At 74.1% G+C, this 16,579-nt stretch carries 10 protein-coding genes; 4 read left to right on the top strand and 6 right to left on the bottom strand.

Going from position 1 to position 16,579, the window contains the following annotated elements; translation table 11 throughout:
- Positions 1–111 precede the first annotated feature (111 nt).
- The 4 genes from HA073_RS27765 to HA073_RS27750 all read right to left on the bottom strand — a co-directional run bounded on the left by HA073_RS27765 (position 112) and on the right by HA073_RS27750 (position 7,041).
- Complete coding sequence (locus HA073_RS27765) at positions 112–2,175, bottom strand: M4 family metallopeptidase (protein WP_043323799.1); 2,064 nt, start codon at positions 2,173–2,175, stop codon at positions 112–114.
- 404 nt (positions 2,176–2,579) lie between these two features.
- Positions 2,580–4,898: a transglycosylase domain-containing protein gene (locus tag HA073_RS27760; RefSeq protein WP_043323801.1), complete on the bottom strand. Its 2,319-nt coding sequence runs from the start codon at positions 4,896–4,898 to the stop codon at positions 2,580–2,582.
- 192 nt (positions 4,899–5,090) lie between these two features.
- On the bottom strand, positions 5,091–5,756 hold the full coding sequence (locus HA073_RS27755) for a hypothetical protein (RefSeq protein WP_064445849.1): 666 nt from the start codon (positions 5,754–5,756) through the stop codon (positions 5,091–5,093).
- A 130-nt stretch (positions 5,757–5,886) separates the two neighbouring features.
- Complete coding sequence (locus HA073_RS27750; protein ID WP_205798776.1) at positions 5,887–7,041, bottom strand: hypothetical protein; 1,155 nt, start codon at positions 7,039–7,041, stop codon at positions 5,887–5,889.
- A gap of 152 nt (positions 7,042–7,193) precedes the next feature.
- Between HA073_RS27750 and HA073_RS27745 the strand changes: the two genes are divergently transcribed.
- From HA073_RS27745 to HA073_RS27730, 4 genes are all read left to right on the top strand, one after another.
- Positions 7,194–8,129, top strand: coding sequence for a diacylglycerol kinase family protein (locus HA073_RS27745; RefSeq protein WP_069088619.1), 936 nt, complete (start codon positions 7,194–7,196; stop codon positions 8,127–8,129).
- Between the two features lie 29 nt (positions 8,130–8,158).
- Positions 8,159–8,929 carry a nucleotidyltransferase domain-containing protein gene (locus tag HA073_RS27740; protein WP_113973092.1) on the top strand — a complete coding sequence of 257 codons (771 nt, stop codon included), beginning with the start codon at positions 8,159–8,161 and terminating at the stop codon, positions 8,927–8,929.
- 36 nt (positions 8,930–8,965) lie between these two features.
- Complete coding sequence (locus HA073_RS27735) at positions 8,966–11,761, top strand: FAD-binding and (Fe-S)-binding domain-containing protein (RefSeq protein ID WP_113973091.1); 2,796 nt, start codon at positions 8,966–8,968, stop codon at positions 11,759–11,761.
- Positions 11,762–11,925: 164 nt separating this feature from the next.
- On the top strand, positions 11,926–12,792 hold the full coding sequence (locus HA073_RS27730) for an SDR family NAD(P)-dependent oxidoreductase (protein WP_043323809.1): 867 nt from the start codon (positions 11,926–11,928) through the stop codon (positions 12,790–12,792).
- Between the two features lie 105 nt (positions 12,793–12,897).
- On the opposite strand, the gene HA073_RS27725 is transcribed toward HA073_RS27730, so the two are convergent.
- On the bottom strand, positions 12,898–15,882 hold the full coding sequence (locus tag HA073_RS27725; protein WP_166457642.1) for a glycosyl hydrolase: 2,985 nt from the start codon (positions 15,880–15,882) through the stop codon (positions 12,898–12,900).
- Between the two features lie 260 nt (positions 15,883–16,142).
- Positions 16,143–16,487, bottom strand: a complete 345-nt coding sequence (locus HA073_RS27720; RefSeq protein WP_043323812.1) for a hypothetical protein — start codon at positions 16,485–16,487, stop codon at positions 16,143–16,145.
- Positions 16,488–16,579 lie beyond the last annotated feature (92 nt).

The following is a 16,579-nucleotide window of genomic DNA, read 5'->3' as shown; positions in this document are numbered from 1 at the left end:
GACGCGGCGCCGCCCCGGCACGCGGCGGCGGCCACGCGCGACGCGGCACCGCCCGGCACGACGATGCGGCCGGCCGCCGGGAGGACGACGACCGGCCGCGCTACGCCACGGTCAGCTCAGGGTGACCGCGGTGTCGTCGACGACGAAGGACGTCTGCAGTGAGCTGTCCTCCACGCCGCTGAACGAGATGGTCGCCGTGGTGCCTGCGAGCGACGAGATGTCGAAGGACCGCTGCACGTAGCCGGTGGCCTTGTTCAGGTTGGAGTAGGTGGCCAGCGTGGTGCTGCCGGCCTTGACGGTGAGCTTGTCGTACGCGGTGCCGGTGGTCGTCTCCGCGCTGTCGATGTGCAGCCAGAAGCTGAACGTCGCGCGGCATCCGGCCGGGATCGTCACCGACTGACTGAGCGTGTCGGTGTGCGACGAGCCGTACCCGTCCAGCCACGCCTTGTACGAGCCGCCGTGCGCGGCCTGGCCGCTGTCGGTGGTGATGACGCCGGACGAGGCGGTCCAGCTCACGTTGCCCGACTCGAAGCCGGGGTTGGCGAGCTTGTTGCCGGAGCAGCCGCCCGACGGCGGGGTGGTGGTGGCGGTCGGCGTGGGCGTCGGGGTGCCGCCGGCGCAGGTCGGCTCACCCGACTGGGCCGGCACGCTGACCGCCGCCCAGGCCGCCTTGACCGCGTTGAACTCGGTGCAGCTGCTCGGGTAGAGGTTCTTCGCCGCCTGCAACGTCCAGACGCGGTACTTCAGGTAGGACGAGGACGACGTCTTCAGCAGCATGGCGTTGTACATGATCTTGATGGCCTTCTGGATGCCCAGGCCGCTCACGCTGCTGCTGTTGCAGGTCGAGCTGGACGGCTGCCCGTTGGTCGGGCTGCTGCCGTTGGCCAGCAGGTAGAACCAGTGGTTGCCGGGCCCGGCCGCGGCGTGCACCTCGGTCGACGGGATGCTGCTCGAGTAGCAGTTCGGGTCGCCGAGCGCCGACGGGTTGTACATGTTGCGGATCGGGCCGGAGCCGACCAGGTTGATCTTTTCGCCGACCAGGAAGTCCGGCGCGTCGTAGCTGGACGGCTCGTTGGCGAACCACTCGGTGGCCGCGCCGAACGTGTCCGCCACGAACTCCTGCGTGCCGCCGCCGGAGATGCCGCCGGGGGTGTTGTCGTCGATGCCGTGGCCGATCTCGTGCGCCACCACGTCCAGCGAGCCGATCCACTGGCCGGCGGTGTTCTTGCCGATCTGCACCTGGCTGCCGTCGTAGTAGGCGTTCTGGTCGTTGAGGCCCACCCGGATCGGCCAGTAGCCGCCGTTGCCGTTGGCGCCGTTGCGGCCCAGCCACTGGGCGAGCATCTTGTGCTCGGTCTGCGCGGAGAACAGCGCGTCCACGCAGCCGGTCTCCTTGTTCGTGGCGGTGCCGTTGCCCCACACGTCGTCGGAGCCGCTGAACGTGGTGTTGTTCGCCGCGTCCTGGCAGCTCAGGTTCGTGACGGTCGGGTCCTTCATGGTGTACGTGGAGCCCGACTGGGTGGTGTTGAGCGTGAGCGGGCTGGGCCCGTTCCAGGCGCCGGTGCCGGTGCCGCGTACCACGTGCTCCTGCTTGCGCAGGACCGCGCCGGTACGGGCGTCGACGTCGACGGTGAGCCGGCTCGGGCCGTCCGCGCTGGTGCCACGTACCGTGGTCTCCCAGGCGAGCGCCGGTGCGGCGCCGAGCGTGTAGACGACGAGCGTGGTGCCCTCGACGGCGCTGACGGTCTTGAGCTGGGCGCGCGCCGTGGCCGCGGCGGCGGCCTGGGTCAGCGCGGGCGTGGTGGCGAGGGCGCCGATCGGCCGCTGCTGGGCGACCGAGGCGTACTTGAGGTTGCCGGCGGAGTCGGTGGCCAGCACGAAGTCGCCGCCGACCACGGGCAGGCCCTTGTAGGTGCGCTCGTACGGCACGTACTGGGTGCCCTCGGAGGAGATGACCGGCTTCTGGACGAACGCGTCGTCGGAACCGGCCTGGAGGTAGGCGGGGCGGTTCGCGACCAGCGCGCGGGTCGAGTCGGCGGCGGCCGCTCGGGCCTGGGCCGGGTTGGGGGCGGCGGGCCCGGGTGGCGCAGCCTGCACGGCCGCGGCGGTGCCGGCGGCGATGACGCCGGCCGCCGCCGCGCCGGTGAGCGCGGCGAGGCGAGGTGAGAGTTTCACGGAGGTTTGCTCCTGTTCTACAGGCGCGCCGCACGAGCCCGGTGGGGACGGGCGGCGCGGTGGTGCGAGGCAGGGTGACGGCCGGTCACCGGAGCTGCCGGCGTGGCTCCGGGTCGACAGATCGACCGTCGCGATTCGCCGGGGGTCGGCGGTTCGCTGGTGCACAATCACACGCCGCGCGAGCCGTGAGCAATGGGTGACCTGGGCAACGGCTGGCAGTCGGGCGTGTCGCCGCGCGTGTCGTCCCAGGCAACCATGATCTTCAATAGGCCCTGATCAGGGCGAACATCGCCGACAGTGGATGGGGGCCCGTGCAAATTGCGGACGTTGCCTATGTGCGCGAATGGCGCACATAGACGCGAGGACGCCGCCGCACGCGGGCCGCCACCGCGCGGCCGGGTGCGTCAGCGCGGGCCGCGGGTCCGCGTCGGCGTGATCGTGGGCGGCGGTGGCAGCGTGGGCGTCAGCGTGGGCCGCGACGTCGGCCGCCCGGTCGGCTCCGGGCTCGGGCTGGGGCTCGACGGGGTCGGGCTCGGGCTCGGGGAGTCCGACGGTGTGGGCGCGGCGGTGGACGGCGGCGGTGCCGACGCGGTCGGCTCCGGGGTGTCGCCGGGAAACTTCGGCTCACCGAAGCGGTACTTGCCCGGGTCGAGCTTCATCGCCTCGGTGGCCTTTGTCATGAACTGCCGCCAGATCGGCGCGGCGCCGGTCGAGCCGTACACGTCGTAGCTGCCGTCGCTGGTCCGCAGCGGCTTGCCGTCGGTGGTGCCCAGCCACACGGCCGAGGCCAGCGCGCCGGTCCAGCCCACCATCCAGGTGTGCACGTTCTGCGTGGTGCTCTTCCCGGCCTGCCAGGTGCCGGTCTTGCCGGCGGAGTCCCAGCCGTTGTCCAGCTTGGCCGCCCGGACCCGGCGCAGCGTCCAGTCCAGCTGGTCGACGGCCTCCCGGTCCAGCCCGAGGTCGGTGGTGCGCAACTGCTCGGTCCACACCTCCTCGTCGTCCTTGCTCACCGACCGGACGAAGTGGGCGTCGGCGCGCTTGCCGCCGGCCGCGAACGTGGCCATCCCGTTCGCGTGGTCCTGCACGGTGATGCCGTACTGCCCGATGCCGACCTCGGTGGAGAACCGCTTCGCCACCTCGTCGGCGGGGTCGCTGCGCAGGTCGACGCGCTGCGGCCGCGGGTTGCCCCGGACCGTCTCCCACATCGACTCCACGCCCGCCTGCCGGGCCATCTCGATCACCTTGTCCGTGCCGAGCCGCTCGGTCAGCTCGAAGTAGGTCACGTTGAGCGAGGCGACGGTGGCCTCCCAGAGCGCGCAGTCCGGCTGGCAGGGCGCCCGCTCGGCGTTGCGGATCGGCCCGGCCGCGCTGCCCTTGGTGCGCCCCGAGGCGGGGAACTCCTTGGTGTCCGGCGAGTCGAACCGCTCCTTCACCGAGATCCCGTCGCGCACGGCGGCGGCCAGGTCGTACACCTTGAACGACGACCCCGGCGGATGCTGGCCGAAGCCGCGGGCCTGGCCGTCCTCGTCGGAGTACCAGCCCGCGTAGTCCGCGCCCGAGCCCTTGTCGCCACCGTAGTAGCCGAGCACCCGGCCGGAGCCCGGCTCCACCGCCACCAGCGCCGCCTGCCAGTTCCGCGGCTGCCCGCGCACCGCTCGCGGGGCGGTGTCCCGGCGGATGTCCGCCGCCGCCTCGGCCGCGTCCTGCACGCGCTTGTCGATGGTGGTGACGATGCGGTAGCCGCCGTCCCGGATCACCTCGTCCGGCTTGCCGCGGAACGGCTCGGTCCCGCGCAGCTCGGCCAGCACGTGGTTGACCACCAGGCCGGTCGGCCGGTCCAGGTCGGACCGGCCCGCGTCCTTGTCGATCGGCCGGACCGTGTCCGGGTACGCGAGGTCCGCCGCCTGCTGCGACGTCAGGTAGCCGAGCTTGACCATGCCGTCGCGGATGTAGTTCCACCTGTCGATCGAGTTCTGCTTGGCCAGCGCGTTGCGGCGCGGGTCGTAGCCGGGCGTGCCCTCGGGGTCGGCCGGATCCGCCTCCGGCTGCTTCACCATGGCGCAGAGCACCATCGCCTCGGCCTGGGTGAGCTGCCGCTCGGGTGGGGCGTCCCGGCGGACCGTCTTGCCGAAGTACGTCTGCGCGGCCGCCTCGATCCCGTACGCTCCCCGGCCGAACGGCACGGTGTTCAGGTAGAAGCCGAGGATCTCCTCCTTGGTGTACGCGTCGTCGAGCTTCCACGCGATGACCGCCTCGCGCAGCTTGCGGGAGTAGGTGACGCCGCGCAGGTCGGCGGCGATGCGCGCGTACTGCTGGGTGAGCGTGGAGGCGCCCTGCCGCTGCCCGCCGCTCACGTTGGCCCAGGCGGCGCGCAGCACGCCCTTGAAGTCGATGCCGCGGTTGGTCCAGAAGGTCCGGTCCTCGGCCGCCACGATCGCCTGCTTGGCCGAGTCGTTCATCTGGTCGTACGGCACGATGGTGCGGTTCTGCGCGCCCAGCTTCGCCATCGGCGTGCGCCCGTCGGCGTAGAAGACGGTTGTCGACTCGGGCAGCTTCAGGTCGCTGGGCGTGGGCACGCTGTCGAAGTAGTAGCCGCCCGCGACCAGGCCGCACCCGGCCAGCAGCACGCAGACCGCGAGGACGACCGGCAGGCGCCGCCGCTTGCGCTTCGGGCTCGCGGTCGTGGCGCCGGCCGGCCCCGGGGTCTCTCCCGTTCCTCGCACCGTTACCTCCGGTCGCTCGGCGAAGTCGTGCCCGGCTCGCAGGCTAACCGAGGTAGGGCGCCCGCACCGGCCGACGACGTCGGGGCAACGGATCAACCTCCGGCTCGCCGAGGCCGAGCACAGCGACGTCTGCGTGAAGGCGGCGGGCGGGAGCCGGGGCGGCTGGGTGGCCGCCCCGGCCCGGTCAACCGGTCAGCGCGCCGCCCGGTCGGCGGCCCGGCCGTCGCGGTCCGGGCGGCCGAAGCCGCGGTGACGCACCGGCCAGCGGTCGTTGCCGCCCGCACGGAACGGCGTCGACCGCCACAGCGCCCGCAGCTCGGTGCCGTCCGGGGCCGCGAAGGCCTCCCGTGCGGTGTAGCCGAGCCGCCGCAGCAACTCCTCCTGCTCCCCGGCGCACGGGTGCGCGTAGGTGGGCAGGCTGAGGGTGTCCATCCGGCGCTGCGCCCCGGCGAGCGCCTCCGCCGCCCCGCCCCGGGGAGCGGCCAGCAGCGCCAGGTTGTTGTGCGGCTCGACCGGACGCCGGGCGGCGAGCGCGTCACCGAGGCGGCGGAACCGCTCCTCGTCCGGGCCGGCGGCGGCGGCGAGACGATCGGCGTACCGGTGGGGCGTCGGGATCGGCCGGTAGCGGTGGAACCACACGGTGGCGGCGCTGCCGTCGGGCAGCAGGAACGCGTCGCCGAACAGCAGCGCGTGTTCGGTCCAGATCCGCGCCACGGCGGCGAGGACCGGCAAACGGCGCGGCGCGTCGGGGACGAGCCAGGCCGCCAGGGCGGTGGGCATCAGGGCCTCGGCGACGAGATCGGCGATGCGGCCGATGTCGCACCACCGGGCGCGGGCGACGGGCAGGGCTGTGCTCATGAACGAACTCCTGTTTCACAGGCGTGATCGGGTCTGGTGCGGGCGCCGGACGACGGCGCCGCCGCGCAGGCGCGGCAGTCGGGCGGGACACGCCCGTGCTCCGGATCGCATGTGGTCCTGTGAAGTCCGCTCAGGCGGGTCTGGTGCCGGGCCGTGACGTGCGGGAGGCCGGCAGGCGTTCGTGCGACGGGCGCCCGTACTGGTGGGCGAGCGTCGGCAGCCCCCAGCGGCACGCGTCCGCGTCGGCCGCCTCGCTGTGCACCGCGCCGCCGGCATGGCTGGCGCCGTCGTACGGCTGCGGCGCGACGGGGGTCGGGGCGAAGTCGGCCGCCGTGCGGACAGCCTGTGTCGCGCTGCGCGCGGCGGCGCCCCGTTGTTCGACGGCGAAGGCACGCGCCACCGGGCCGGCGGCGACCGTAACGCTGTCGCCCGCGCGGGCCGGCGCAGCCGGGCGGGCCTTCACGGCCGGATCAGCGGTGCCGGCCGGATCAGCCGGACCAGCCGGATCAGCCGGGTCGGCGGGGGCTGTCGGGTCACCGGGGTCGGTCGGGTCAGCGGGGTCGGCCGGGTCCGGCTGCGACGCCGCCGGTGGGTCGAGCAGATCGGTCACCGGGCTGAGCGGGTCGAGCACCGGGTCCAGCGGCGCGACCACCGGTTCCAGGCCCCGCCAGACCGGACCGAGAATCGGGCTCAGCGGCTCCACGACCGGGGACAGCACGTCCGCGACCGGTTCGAGCACGCCCTCCGTGACCGGGCCGGTGAGCGGGCGCAGGGCCTCCGCGACGGGCGTGAGCAGGTGATCGCGTACCGGGTCGGTGGCCGGGCGCAGGCCCTCGGTGACCGGGGTCAGCACGTGGTCGCGGACCGGCGTCACCACCGCCTCGACGACGCGGCCGGTGACCGGCGTCGTGGCGGCCGGGGCCGCCTCCGGGGCCGCCTCCGGGGGCGTCGCCACGGCCTTTCCGGGCGTGGCCGTGCCGGACGTGGGCGTGCCGGGCGCGTCAGCGCTCGGCGCGGTGGCGTCGGCGGCGGGAGCTGTCGTGCCGGATGCCGGCGCGGCGGCGGGTGTGGACTCGACACCGACGGCCCCGGACGCGGGCAGGCCGAGAACCGCGCCGAGTGTGTGGGTCAGAGTCTCCACGGTGGCCGTGAGCGGCGGACGGTCGGCGGCGTGGGCGGCCGAGCCGGCCGCCACCTCGTGCGCGCCCCAGACGGCTGCCACGCCGCCGAGCAGCAAACCGAGGCGCAGCGTGTAGTACGCCACCCACCCGATCCGTCGCGTCATCGCACACCCTCCGGATCCGCGCCCGGCGGCGCGGATCATCGTCCGCACTGTACCGAACGTGGCCGTCCGGGCACAGTACGCCGCGAATCGGTTTCGGGCGCGTCGCGCCGGGCGCAGGCGTGGGACGCGCGCGCTCCGGGTACAGCGGAACCATGAACACGAGCACGGCCGAGCGCCCGGCCACCGCCCCCGCCGCGCCCCCGGCCGGTGTGGTCGCCGTCGTCGCCCATCGGAAGAAGACGTTCGGGGGAGGGCTCGACGAGCTGCGCTCCCGGCTCGTCGCCGCCGGGGTCGGGCGGCTGCTCTGGTACGAGGTGCCGAAGAGCCGCAAGGCGCCCAAGCGGGTCCGCGCGGCGCTGGACTCCGGCGCCGAGCTGGTGCTGGTGTGGGGCGGCGACGGCATGGTGCAGCGGTGCGCCGACGCGCTCGCGGGCAGCGGCGTGCCGATGGGCATCCTGCCGGCCGGCACGGCCAACCTGTTCGCGGTGAACCTGGGCATCCCGGTCGACCTGCCCGAGGCGGTACGCATCGCGCTGCACGGCCGCCGCCGCGAGCTGGACCTGGGCCGGATCAACGGCGAGCACTTCGCGGTGATGGCCGGCGCCGGGTTCGACGGCGACCTGATCCGGGACGCCGACCGGCAGCTCAAGGGCCGGTTCGGCCGGATCGCGTACGTCTGGACCGGGCTGCGGCACGTGCGCGGCGAGTGCGTACGGACCCGGATCCGGGTCGACGGCGCGGACTGGTTCGACGACGAGGCGAGCTGCGTGCTGTTCGGCAACGTCGGCACCATCACCGGCGGCATCCCGGCCTTCGACGACGCCCGTCCGGACGACGGGGCGCTGGAGGTCGGCGTGTCCACCGCCAGCGGCGCGGTGGACTGGGCGCGCACGCTGGGCCGGATGGCCGCCGGGCGCTCCGAGGAGTCGCCGTTCGTGCGGATCACCCGCGGTCGCAAGATCACGGTGCGGTTCGACGCGCCGAAGACGTACGAGCTGGACGGCGGCGCGCGGGGCAAGGCGAAACGGCTCAAGGTGAAGGTGGTCCCGGGCGCGCTGACGGTGTGCTGCCCCGACCCGCCGGACTGACCGCGTTCTGGCCGGGGCAGGATGCCGGCATGCGCGACGACATCCGCGACTACCTGGCCGAACTGGTCCGCCGCTCCCGGGACGTGCTCGGTGACGACCTCGTCGGCGCGTACGCCGCCGGGTCGGTCGGGCTGGGCGCGTACCAGCCGGGGCGCAGCGACGTGGACGTGGCGCTGCTGGTCGCCGGACCCCAGCCGGAGGCGGCCAAGCGGATACTCGTGGAGCGGCTGCGGCACGAGTCGCTGCCCTGCCCGGCGCGCGGCCTGGAACTCGTGGTCTACCGCCGCTACGTGGCCGCCTCCGGCGCCCCGGAGCCCGGCTTCGAGGTCGAGCTGAACACCGGCGCGACAATGCCGTTCCGCGCCACCTACGACCCGGCCGACCGGCCCGCCGCCGACGGGCGGTTCTGGTACGCGCTGGACCGCAGCATCCTGCGCCAGTCCGGCCTGACGCTGCTCGGCCCGCCCGCCGCCGACGTGTTCGCCGACCCGTCACCGCAGGCGCTGCGGGCGCTGCTGGCCGACGCGCTGCGCTGGTGGCTGGCGCTGCCCACCCCACCCGGCGACGCACCGGCTCCCGGCGCGGAGGACGCGGTGCTCGGCGCCTGCCGCGCGCTGGTGCGCCACCGCGACGGCGTCTGGCTGGGCAAGGTCGACGCCGGGCTGCGGGTTGCCGCCGACGACCCGGACGCCGCGCTGATCCGCGCCTCGATCGAGGCCCGCCGCGGCGGCACGCCGCCGTCCGGCCCGGCCGCCCGCGCGTTCCAGCGGCGGGTGCTGGACCGGATCACCGCGGACTGAACCGCGACTACTGTGAGCCGGGGAGGTGCGGTGATCATGACGGAGCTGAGCGCGTCCACGCGGGCCGGACTGGAGTCGGTGGTGCCCGGCGGCGTGGCGACCCGGGCCGCGGACCGGCTGCGGATGGCCCACGACGCCTCGCACTATCTGCTGCACCCCGGCGCGGTGATCACCCCGGCCGACGCCGGTCAAGTCGCCGCGCTGCTGGCGCACAGCCGCCGCACCGGCACCCCGCTGACGTTCCGCTCCGGCGGCACCAGCCTCAGCGGCCAGGCCGTCACCGACCGGCTGCTCGTCGACGTGCGACGGCACTTCCGCGACCTCACGGTGCTCGACGACGGGCGGCGGGTGCGGGTCCAACCGGGGGTGGTGCTGCGGCAGGTGAACGCGCGGCTCGCGCCGTACGGCCGCAAGCTCGGCCCCGACCCGGCCAGCGAGTCCGCGTGCACGGTCGGCGGCGTGGTCGCCAACAACTCCAGCGGCATGACCTGCGGAACCGAGTTCAACACGTACCGGACGCTGGAGTCGCTGGTCCTCGTGCTGCCCAGCGGCACCGTGCTGGACACCGGCGCCCCGGACGCAGACGCCCGGCTGCGCGCCGCCGAACCGGCGCTGCACGCCGGGCTGCTGCGGCTGCGCGACCGGGTACGCGGCAATCCCGACTCGGTGCGCCGCATCCGCGCCCAGTACGCCATGAAGAACACCATGGGGTACGGCGTGAACGCGTTCCTCGACCACGACGACCCGGCCGATCTGCTCACCCGGCTCGTGGTGGGCAGCGAGGGCACGCTCGCGTTCGTCGCGTCGGCGACGTTCCGCACCGTACCCGTGCACCGCCATGCCGCGACGGGCCTGCTGGTCTTCGAAACGCTGGGCGCGGCGATGGCCGCGATGCCGGCGCTGGTGGCCGCCGGGCCGGCGGCGGTCGAGCTGCTCGACGCCGTCGCCCTGCGGGTCGCCCAGCGGGACCCGAAGGCGGACGCCACGCTGCGTGGCCTGGCCGTGCGCGGGCACGCCGCGCTGCTCGCCGAGTGGCAGGAGTCCGACCCGGCGGCGCTCGCCGACCGGGTCGCCGACGCCGGACCGGTACTGGCCGGTCTGCCGCTGAGCGCACCGGCGCGGCTCAGCGGCGAACCGGCCGCCCGGGCCGCGCTGTGGCACATCCGCAAGGGCCTGTACGCGGCGGTGGCCGGCGCGCGCCCGTCCGGCACCACCGCGCTGCTGGAGGACATCGCCGTGCCGGTGGAGGCGCTCGCCGGCACCTGCGCGTCGCTGGCCGAGCTGTTCGAGCGGCACCGGTACGCCGACAGCGTCATCTTCGGCCACGCCAAGGACGGCAACCTGCACTTCATGCTCAACGAGCGCTTCGACGGCGGTGCGGCCCCGGCGCGCTACGCCGACTTCACCGAGGAGATGGTCGACCTGGTGCTCGGCCACGGCGGCACGCTCAAGGCCGAGCACGGCACCGGCCGGGTGATGGCCCCCTACGTGCGCCGCCAGTTCGGCGACGAGCTGTACGAGGTGATGCGCGAGCTGAAGACGCTCTGCGACCCGGACGGCGTGCTCAACCCGGGGGTGCTGCTCAGCGACGACCCGGAGATCCACATGCGGCACCTCAAGACCGTGCCGACGGTGGAGGAGGAGGTCGACCGCTGCGTTGAGTGCGGCTACTGCGAGCCGGTCTGCCCCAGCCGCGACCTCACCACCACGCCCCGGCAGCGCATCGTGCTGCGCCGGGAGATCGCCGCAGCGCAGGCCGCCGGCGACACCGCGCTGGTCCGGGAACTGACCGACGACTACGACTACGACGCGGTGCAGACCTGCGCCGTCGACGGCATGTGCGCCACCGCCTGCCCGGTGCTGATCAACACCGGTGACCTGGTCAAGCGGCTGCGCGCGCAGGAGCACGGCCGGGCGGCGGGGACCGCCTGGCGCGGCGCGGCCCGCCGCTGGGGCGCCACCACCCGGGGCATGGCCCGGGGACTCGATCTGGCCGGGGCGCTGCCGCCCGCGCTGCCCGAGGCCGCCACCCGGGCCGCCCGCGCGGTGCTCGGCTCCGACCGGGTGCCGCAGTGGCAACGGGACCTGCCGCGCGGCGGCACTCCGCGCCGCCCCCACCCGGCCGACGACCCGGACGCCGTGTTCGTGCCGTCCTGCCTGGGCACGCTGTTCGCCCCGGCCGATGGCGGCACCGGCGTGGCTGCCGCGCTGCTCACGCTCGCCGAGCGGGCCGGCGTACGCCTGCTCGTGCCCGACGGCATCGGCGACCTGTGCTGCGGCACCCCCTGGTCGTCGAAGGGACTCACCGACGGCTACCGGCAGGTGCGCGACCGCGTCCCGCCGGTGCTGCGCGCCGCCAGCCGCGACGGCGCGCTGCCGGTGGTCAGCGACGCCGCGTCCTGCACCGAGGGCTTCGAGCGGCTGCTCGACGGCGCCGGGGACGTGCGGGTCGTCGACGCCGTCGCGTACACCGCCGGCACGCTGCTGCCCCGGCTGACAGTGCGCCGCCGGATCGGCTCGCTCGCGCTGCACCCGACCTGCTCGTCGGTCCGCCTCGGACTCGACGACGCGCTGCTCACCGTGGCCCGCGCGGTCGCCGACGAGGTGGTCGTCCCGGAGGGCTGGCAGTGCTGCGGCTTCGCCGGGGACCGGGGACTGCTGCACCCGGAGCTGACCGCGTCGGCCACCCGGGCCGAGGCCGCCGCCGTCACGGCACGCGCCTTCGACGGGTACGCCTCGGTGAACCGTACGTGCGAGATCGGGCTGGCGCGGGCGACCGGGCAACCGTACCGGCACGTGCTGGAGTTGCTGGCCGAGGCCACCTCGCCGTAGCGACGTCCGCGGAGTGCCGGCTTTTCGCGTGATCAACACCAGTTCGGGGATGAGGGGAGCGGGCGCCGTGAGCTGGGCTGGCGTACCGAGGGCTTGATCGCGGGCGGGGCGGGGACGGCAGGGCTTACGGTGCGGGAGGGGGAGTCCACGGGAGGGGTGACGCGGTGGCTGCGGGCGTGTTGTCGGGGCGGGTCGCTGTGGTCACCGGCGCGGCGCGGGGGATCGGCCGGGCCGCGGCGGTGGCGCTGGCCGAGTCGGGCGCGGACGTGGCCGGGATGGACGTCGCCGGGCCGGTCAGCCCGATCCTGGACCTCCCGCCCGCCACGCCGGAGGACCTGGCCGAGACCGGGCGCCGGGTGACGGCGGCCGGCGCCCGCTGGTCCGCGCACGTGGCCGACCAGCGCGACATCGGGGCGGTACGCGCGTTTGCCGAGGCGGTCGAGCGGGAGCACGGCGGCGTGGACGTGCTGTTCGCCAACGCCGGTATCCAAGCGTTCGCGCCGCTGCTGGAGATGACCGACCAGCACTGGCACGACCAGATCGACGTGAACCTCACCGGCGCCGCGAACGTGCTGCGGGTGTTCGCGCCACTGCTGGTACGGCGCGGCGGCGGGCGGATCGTCATCACGTCGTCCACCCAGGGACAGCACGGCACCACGAACGGGTCCGCGTACTCGGCGTCCAAGTGGGGGCTCATTGGGCTGATGAAGTCCGCCGCGCTGGAACTCGGGCCGCACGGCGTGACGGTGAACGCGGTGATCCCGGGGCTGGTCGACACCGCGCTGACCCGGCACCGGGACCGTTACGTGCAGGCGCTGGTGGAGGCGGGGAAGTCACCGTCGGGTGACCTGGCCGAGGTGGAGCGGGAAGCGGTCGGGGCGCTGCGGGCGAAGACGCCGCTGGGCGTGCCGTGGGTGGAGCCGGAGGACGTCGCGCCGCTGGTGGTGTTCCTCGCCTCCGACGCGGCGCGCATGGTCAGCGGCACGTCGTTCGCCGCGACAGCGGGCGACAGCGCGCACGTGACCGCCTGATCCCGCCGGGCCGCCGGCGACGGCGGTCGTGGCCGGGGACGCATCGAGCCGGCGCCCCGGCCACGAGGGCCGGGGCGCCGGAGTCGCGCGTTCAGGAGCTTCGGGTCAGGAACCGTACGGCAAGGTGACCGTCGAGCTGTTGCCGACGCCGAGGATCGTGGGCGCGCCGCCGATGGCGTTCCACACCTCGACGCGTACCGTGCCGCCGGACAGATTGCCCAGCGTGCCGGTGGCCGAGAGCAGGCCCTGGGTCTGCCGGTAGCGCTCCGCGCCCGGGATCGGATCGGTGGCGAAGTACCGGTAGGTCTCCACCCGCTCGACGCTGCCGTTGCCGGTCAGGTCGTAGGAGACCCGGATCTGGACGCCGTTGCCGATCGCCGTGCCGGCGTCGACGGCCAGGTCGAAGGCGGTCGCTCCGCCGGTGTACGTGCCGGTCAGCCCGGTGGCGGTGAACACCTGCGGGTTGGTCGGCGTGCCGTCGTGGTTGCCGTTCGCCGCCGCCACGTTCACCGTGCCGGCGGTGCCGGCGTTGCCGTCCAGCCCGCCGCCCGAGCGCAGGTACCGGACCGGCTTCAGCGCGCTGCCCGTACCCGTCGGGCTGGGGCTGGCGGAGGTCGGCGTGGGACTCGCGGTGGTGGGGGTGGGGCTGGGCGTCGAGGTCGTCGGCGTTCCGGTCGGCACGGTTCCGCCGCCGGTGGCGTTGCCGCCGCTCCACGTGTACGCCCCGGACGTGGCGGTCTTGCCGGCCGGCACGGCGAGCGTGACGCCGTTGGAGAACGTGACGGTGAGCGGCCGGGCGGTGATGTTCGACGCCACGTAGGTGCGGACGCCGTTCTTGACGAACACCTTCGCCAGCGGGTGGTTCGCGGTGACCGTGGTGTCCACGGTGCCGAGCGCGGCCAGGTTGCGGATCCAGTGGAACGTGTGCGCCTTGCTCTCGCCCTCCTCGCTGGTGAACCCGCTGTTCGCGCGGAAGTTGCGCAGCGCCTGCTCGCCGTCGCCGAGGGCCAGGAACTCCCAGATGATGTCCTGCCACACCGTCGGCGGGCCGCCCTTGTTGGTGACCAGCTCGGCGTAGTTGGCCTTGACGTACTCGGGGAAGTCGCCCAGGTAGAGGTGACCGCCGGTGATCGGCAGCATGTTGATGCCCTGGATCATCTCCGGCGCCGCGGAGAACCAGGTGGAGTACGACCCGCCGTCGCCCCACACCATGCCGACGGTCTTGTGCCCGAACGCGGACGGGAAGTTCTGGTCGTACACGTCGAACCAGTACTCGGAGATGGCCGCGGACTGGGTGGTCCACAGGTAGACGCCGGCGTCGCGGACGGCGGTGTCGCCGGTGGCCTGACCCCACTGGATCAGGGCGTTGGCGAAGTTCATCCCCTCCGACGAGGACTCCTGGTTGTTGCCGGCGAAGAACGGCGCCAGCCCGGAGGCCCAGTCGTGCCCGGCGTAGATGTCGAAGTCCCGCAGGTAGGGGAAGCGGCTGTCGGCGCGGTCGTAGTTGTTGGCGTCGCGGATGAGCAGGTCGATCATGCCGCCGTAGCGGCTGTCGTCGGCCCATCCGGGGTCGAACTTGGCGACCGTGGCGGCGGCGGCGATGAAGTAGCCGTAGTGGAAGTGGTGGTCGTTGAGGTCCTCGTCGGAGCCGTACGAGGCGGGGTAGCCGATGAGCGTGCCCCAGTTGCGGTCGTAGTAGAACAGCTGGCCGGTCTCGCCCGAGCTCGCGGTGAGCCAGTTGGTCAGCCGGTTCTTCATCGCGGTCACCGCCGCGTCGCGGACCGAGGTCTGCCCGAGCTGGTCGGCGATCTCGGCGATCCGGGCGGCCCGGCCGAGTCCCTTGCCGGCCCAGTACGTGTCGGTGCCGCTGACGCCTTCCGGGTTGCCCTGCTCGGCGTTCAGGTAGCCGGTGACGGTGGCCAGGTCGGCGCCGCTGGAGTCGCCGACGGCGGGCACCTCGGGTAGCACGCCGGTGAAGCGCATCGTGGTGGTGAACGACGGCACACCGGTGAGCACCCGCATGGCGCCGCGCGCCGAGACGTACGTCGGGGTGATCGGGGTGGCGCCGGTGAGGCTGCGCCACTGGTGCGGGTAGAGCGCCACCACGGTCTTCGTCTCGCTGCCCTCGCGGGGCGTGGTGGTGAACGCGTACGTGGTGCGCACCGTTCCCGCCGACGGGTCGTACGTGTAGCTCATCCGGGTGCCGGTGACGTGGGCGTGGGCGTACCGGCCGTAGGTGTCGGCCAGGGCGGCCCGGTCACCGCCGCCGGGCAGCACCGCCACCGAGAAGTACCCCTTGCCGGCCAGCGTCGAGCTGATGCCGGCGCCGTTGACGGTCCAGGTCGCGCCGGTGGGGGCGTACGCGACGTAGTCGTGGCCGTTGACCGTGAAGCCGATGGTGGCGCCGGAGTTGCGCCACACGGTGGGCGTCGCGGTGGCGGTGAGCTGCGCGGTGCCGCCGCTGACCGTGTAGTAGCTGAACGGCAGCCCGTGGCCGATGGTGGCGCGCATGGTGCGGCTGCCGTCGCTCCAGTCGGCGGTGACCGTCCAGTCACTCCAGCCGGCGGCCTTGACCACCGGCGCCGACAGTCCGGGCATCCCGACGCGGACGTCCTCGCCGTACGGGTAGTGGAACTCGCCGACGCCGGTCGCGGTGCCGCTGATGGCGGGCGTGGTGGTGTACGACAGGCCGAGCCCGTTGTTCTCGGCCTTGAACGCCAGCGGGTGGGCGTGCAGGTTCTCGCTGCCGGCGCAGTTGTTGCGCTTCCAGATCAGCGACGACCACCAGTCGTTCGTGGGGATGGCGCCGGCGGGCGCGTCGGCGGTGGTGAAGATGCGCGGGTTGGTGCTGATCGCGCCGCAGCCCTTGGGCAGCAGGGCGCCGGGCGGCAGCGTCTCGGTGTAGCTGCCCGCGCCGACGGCGCCGGCGGTGGCGGTGCCGCCGCCGCCGACCACGGCGCCCAGCAGGCCGGCGGCCAGCACGGACGCGGCGACGAGGGCGGTCGCCCGCAGTCCGCGACGGCGGGCCGGGGACGGGACGGGCGCGGTCGGGGGTACGGGGTCGGGAGAGAAGTCCCGCAGGAGGGTCATGGAGGTCCCCTTCACGAGGAGAAGGCGGGGTACGGAGTGGTGGTGCGGCAGTCGTGAGAGCGCTCTCTTGAGAAGGGACAGTAAGGTTCGGGTTACGGATCCGTCAATGTCTTGTTACCGAAGAGAGCGCTCTCCCGCGCTCGCGACCGACCCTTCGATCACCTCACGAAGCGCGCTGACCAGGCTCGACGGTGCGCACGAGCGCCGCCCCGGGCCGAGGCGGCCGGGGGCGGCGTGAGGACGCGTGTGCCTACGCTGAGTCAGGCGGCGGTGGCGGCGAGGCTCCGCGCGTCGGTCCGTGCCGCGGCCGTGCCCGGCTCACCGGCGGCACCGGGCCGGCTGACGCCCGGCTGTCCGGCGACGGGCCGCGAGGCGGACTGCGGCGAGCCGGCGGACTGCCGGGGCGCCCGGGCGGCGCTCAGCCCCGCCTGCGCGTTGTTCCACGCGCCGCAGGGCCAGGCGGCCCCCGCGCAGCTCGGGCTCGCGCAGACACGTTCGGCGTCGGGCTGGTGCGCGTCTGCCACCGCGGCGGCCAGGTCCCACAGCAGCGGATCGGTCACCTCCGCGGGGCGGTCGGTGACGCGGTCTGTGCTGGCTTCGGACATGATTCGGTCCCCCTGTCGTGAACGGCCCCCACCTGTTTCCGGAAACCGCCCCGGCCAAACCTGCGCCCGCCAGGTCGCGGGCATAGGCTGGC

This window comes from Micromonospora sp. CMU55-4, assembly GCF_011602315.1.
Taxonomy (GTDB): Bacteria; Actinomycetota; Actinomycetes; order Mycobacteriales; family Micromonosporaceae; genus Micromonospora; species Micromonospora chalcea.
This window is presented reverse-complemented; position numbering and strand designations above follow the sequence as displayed.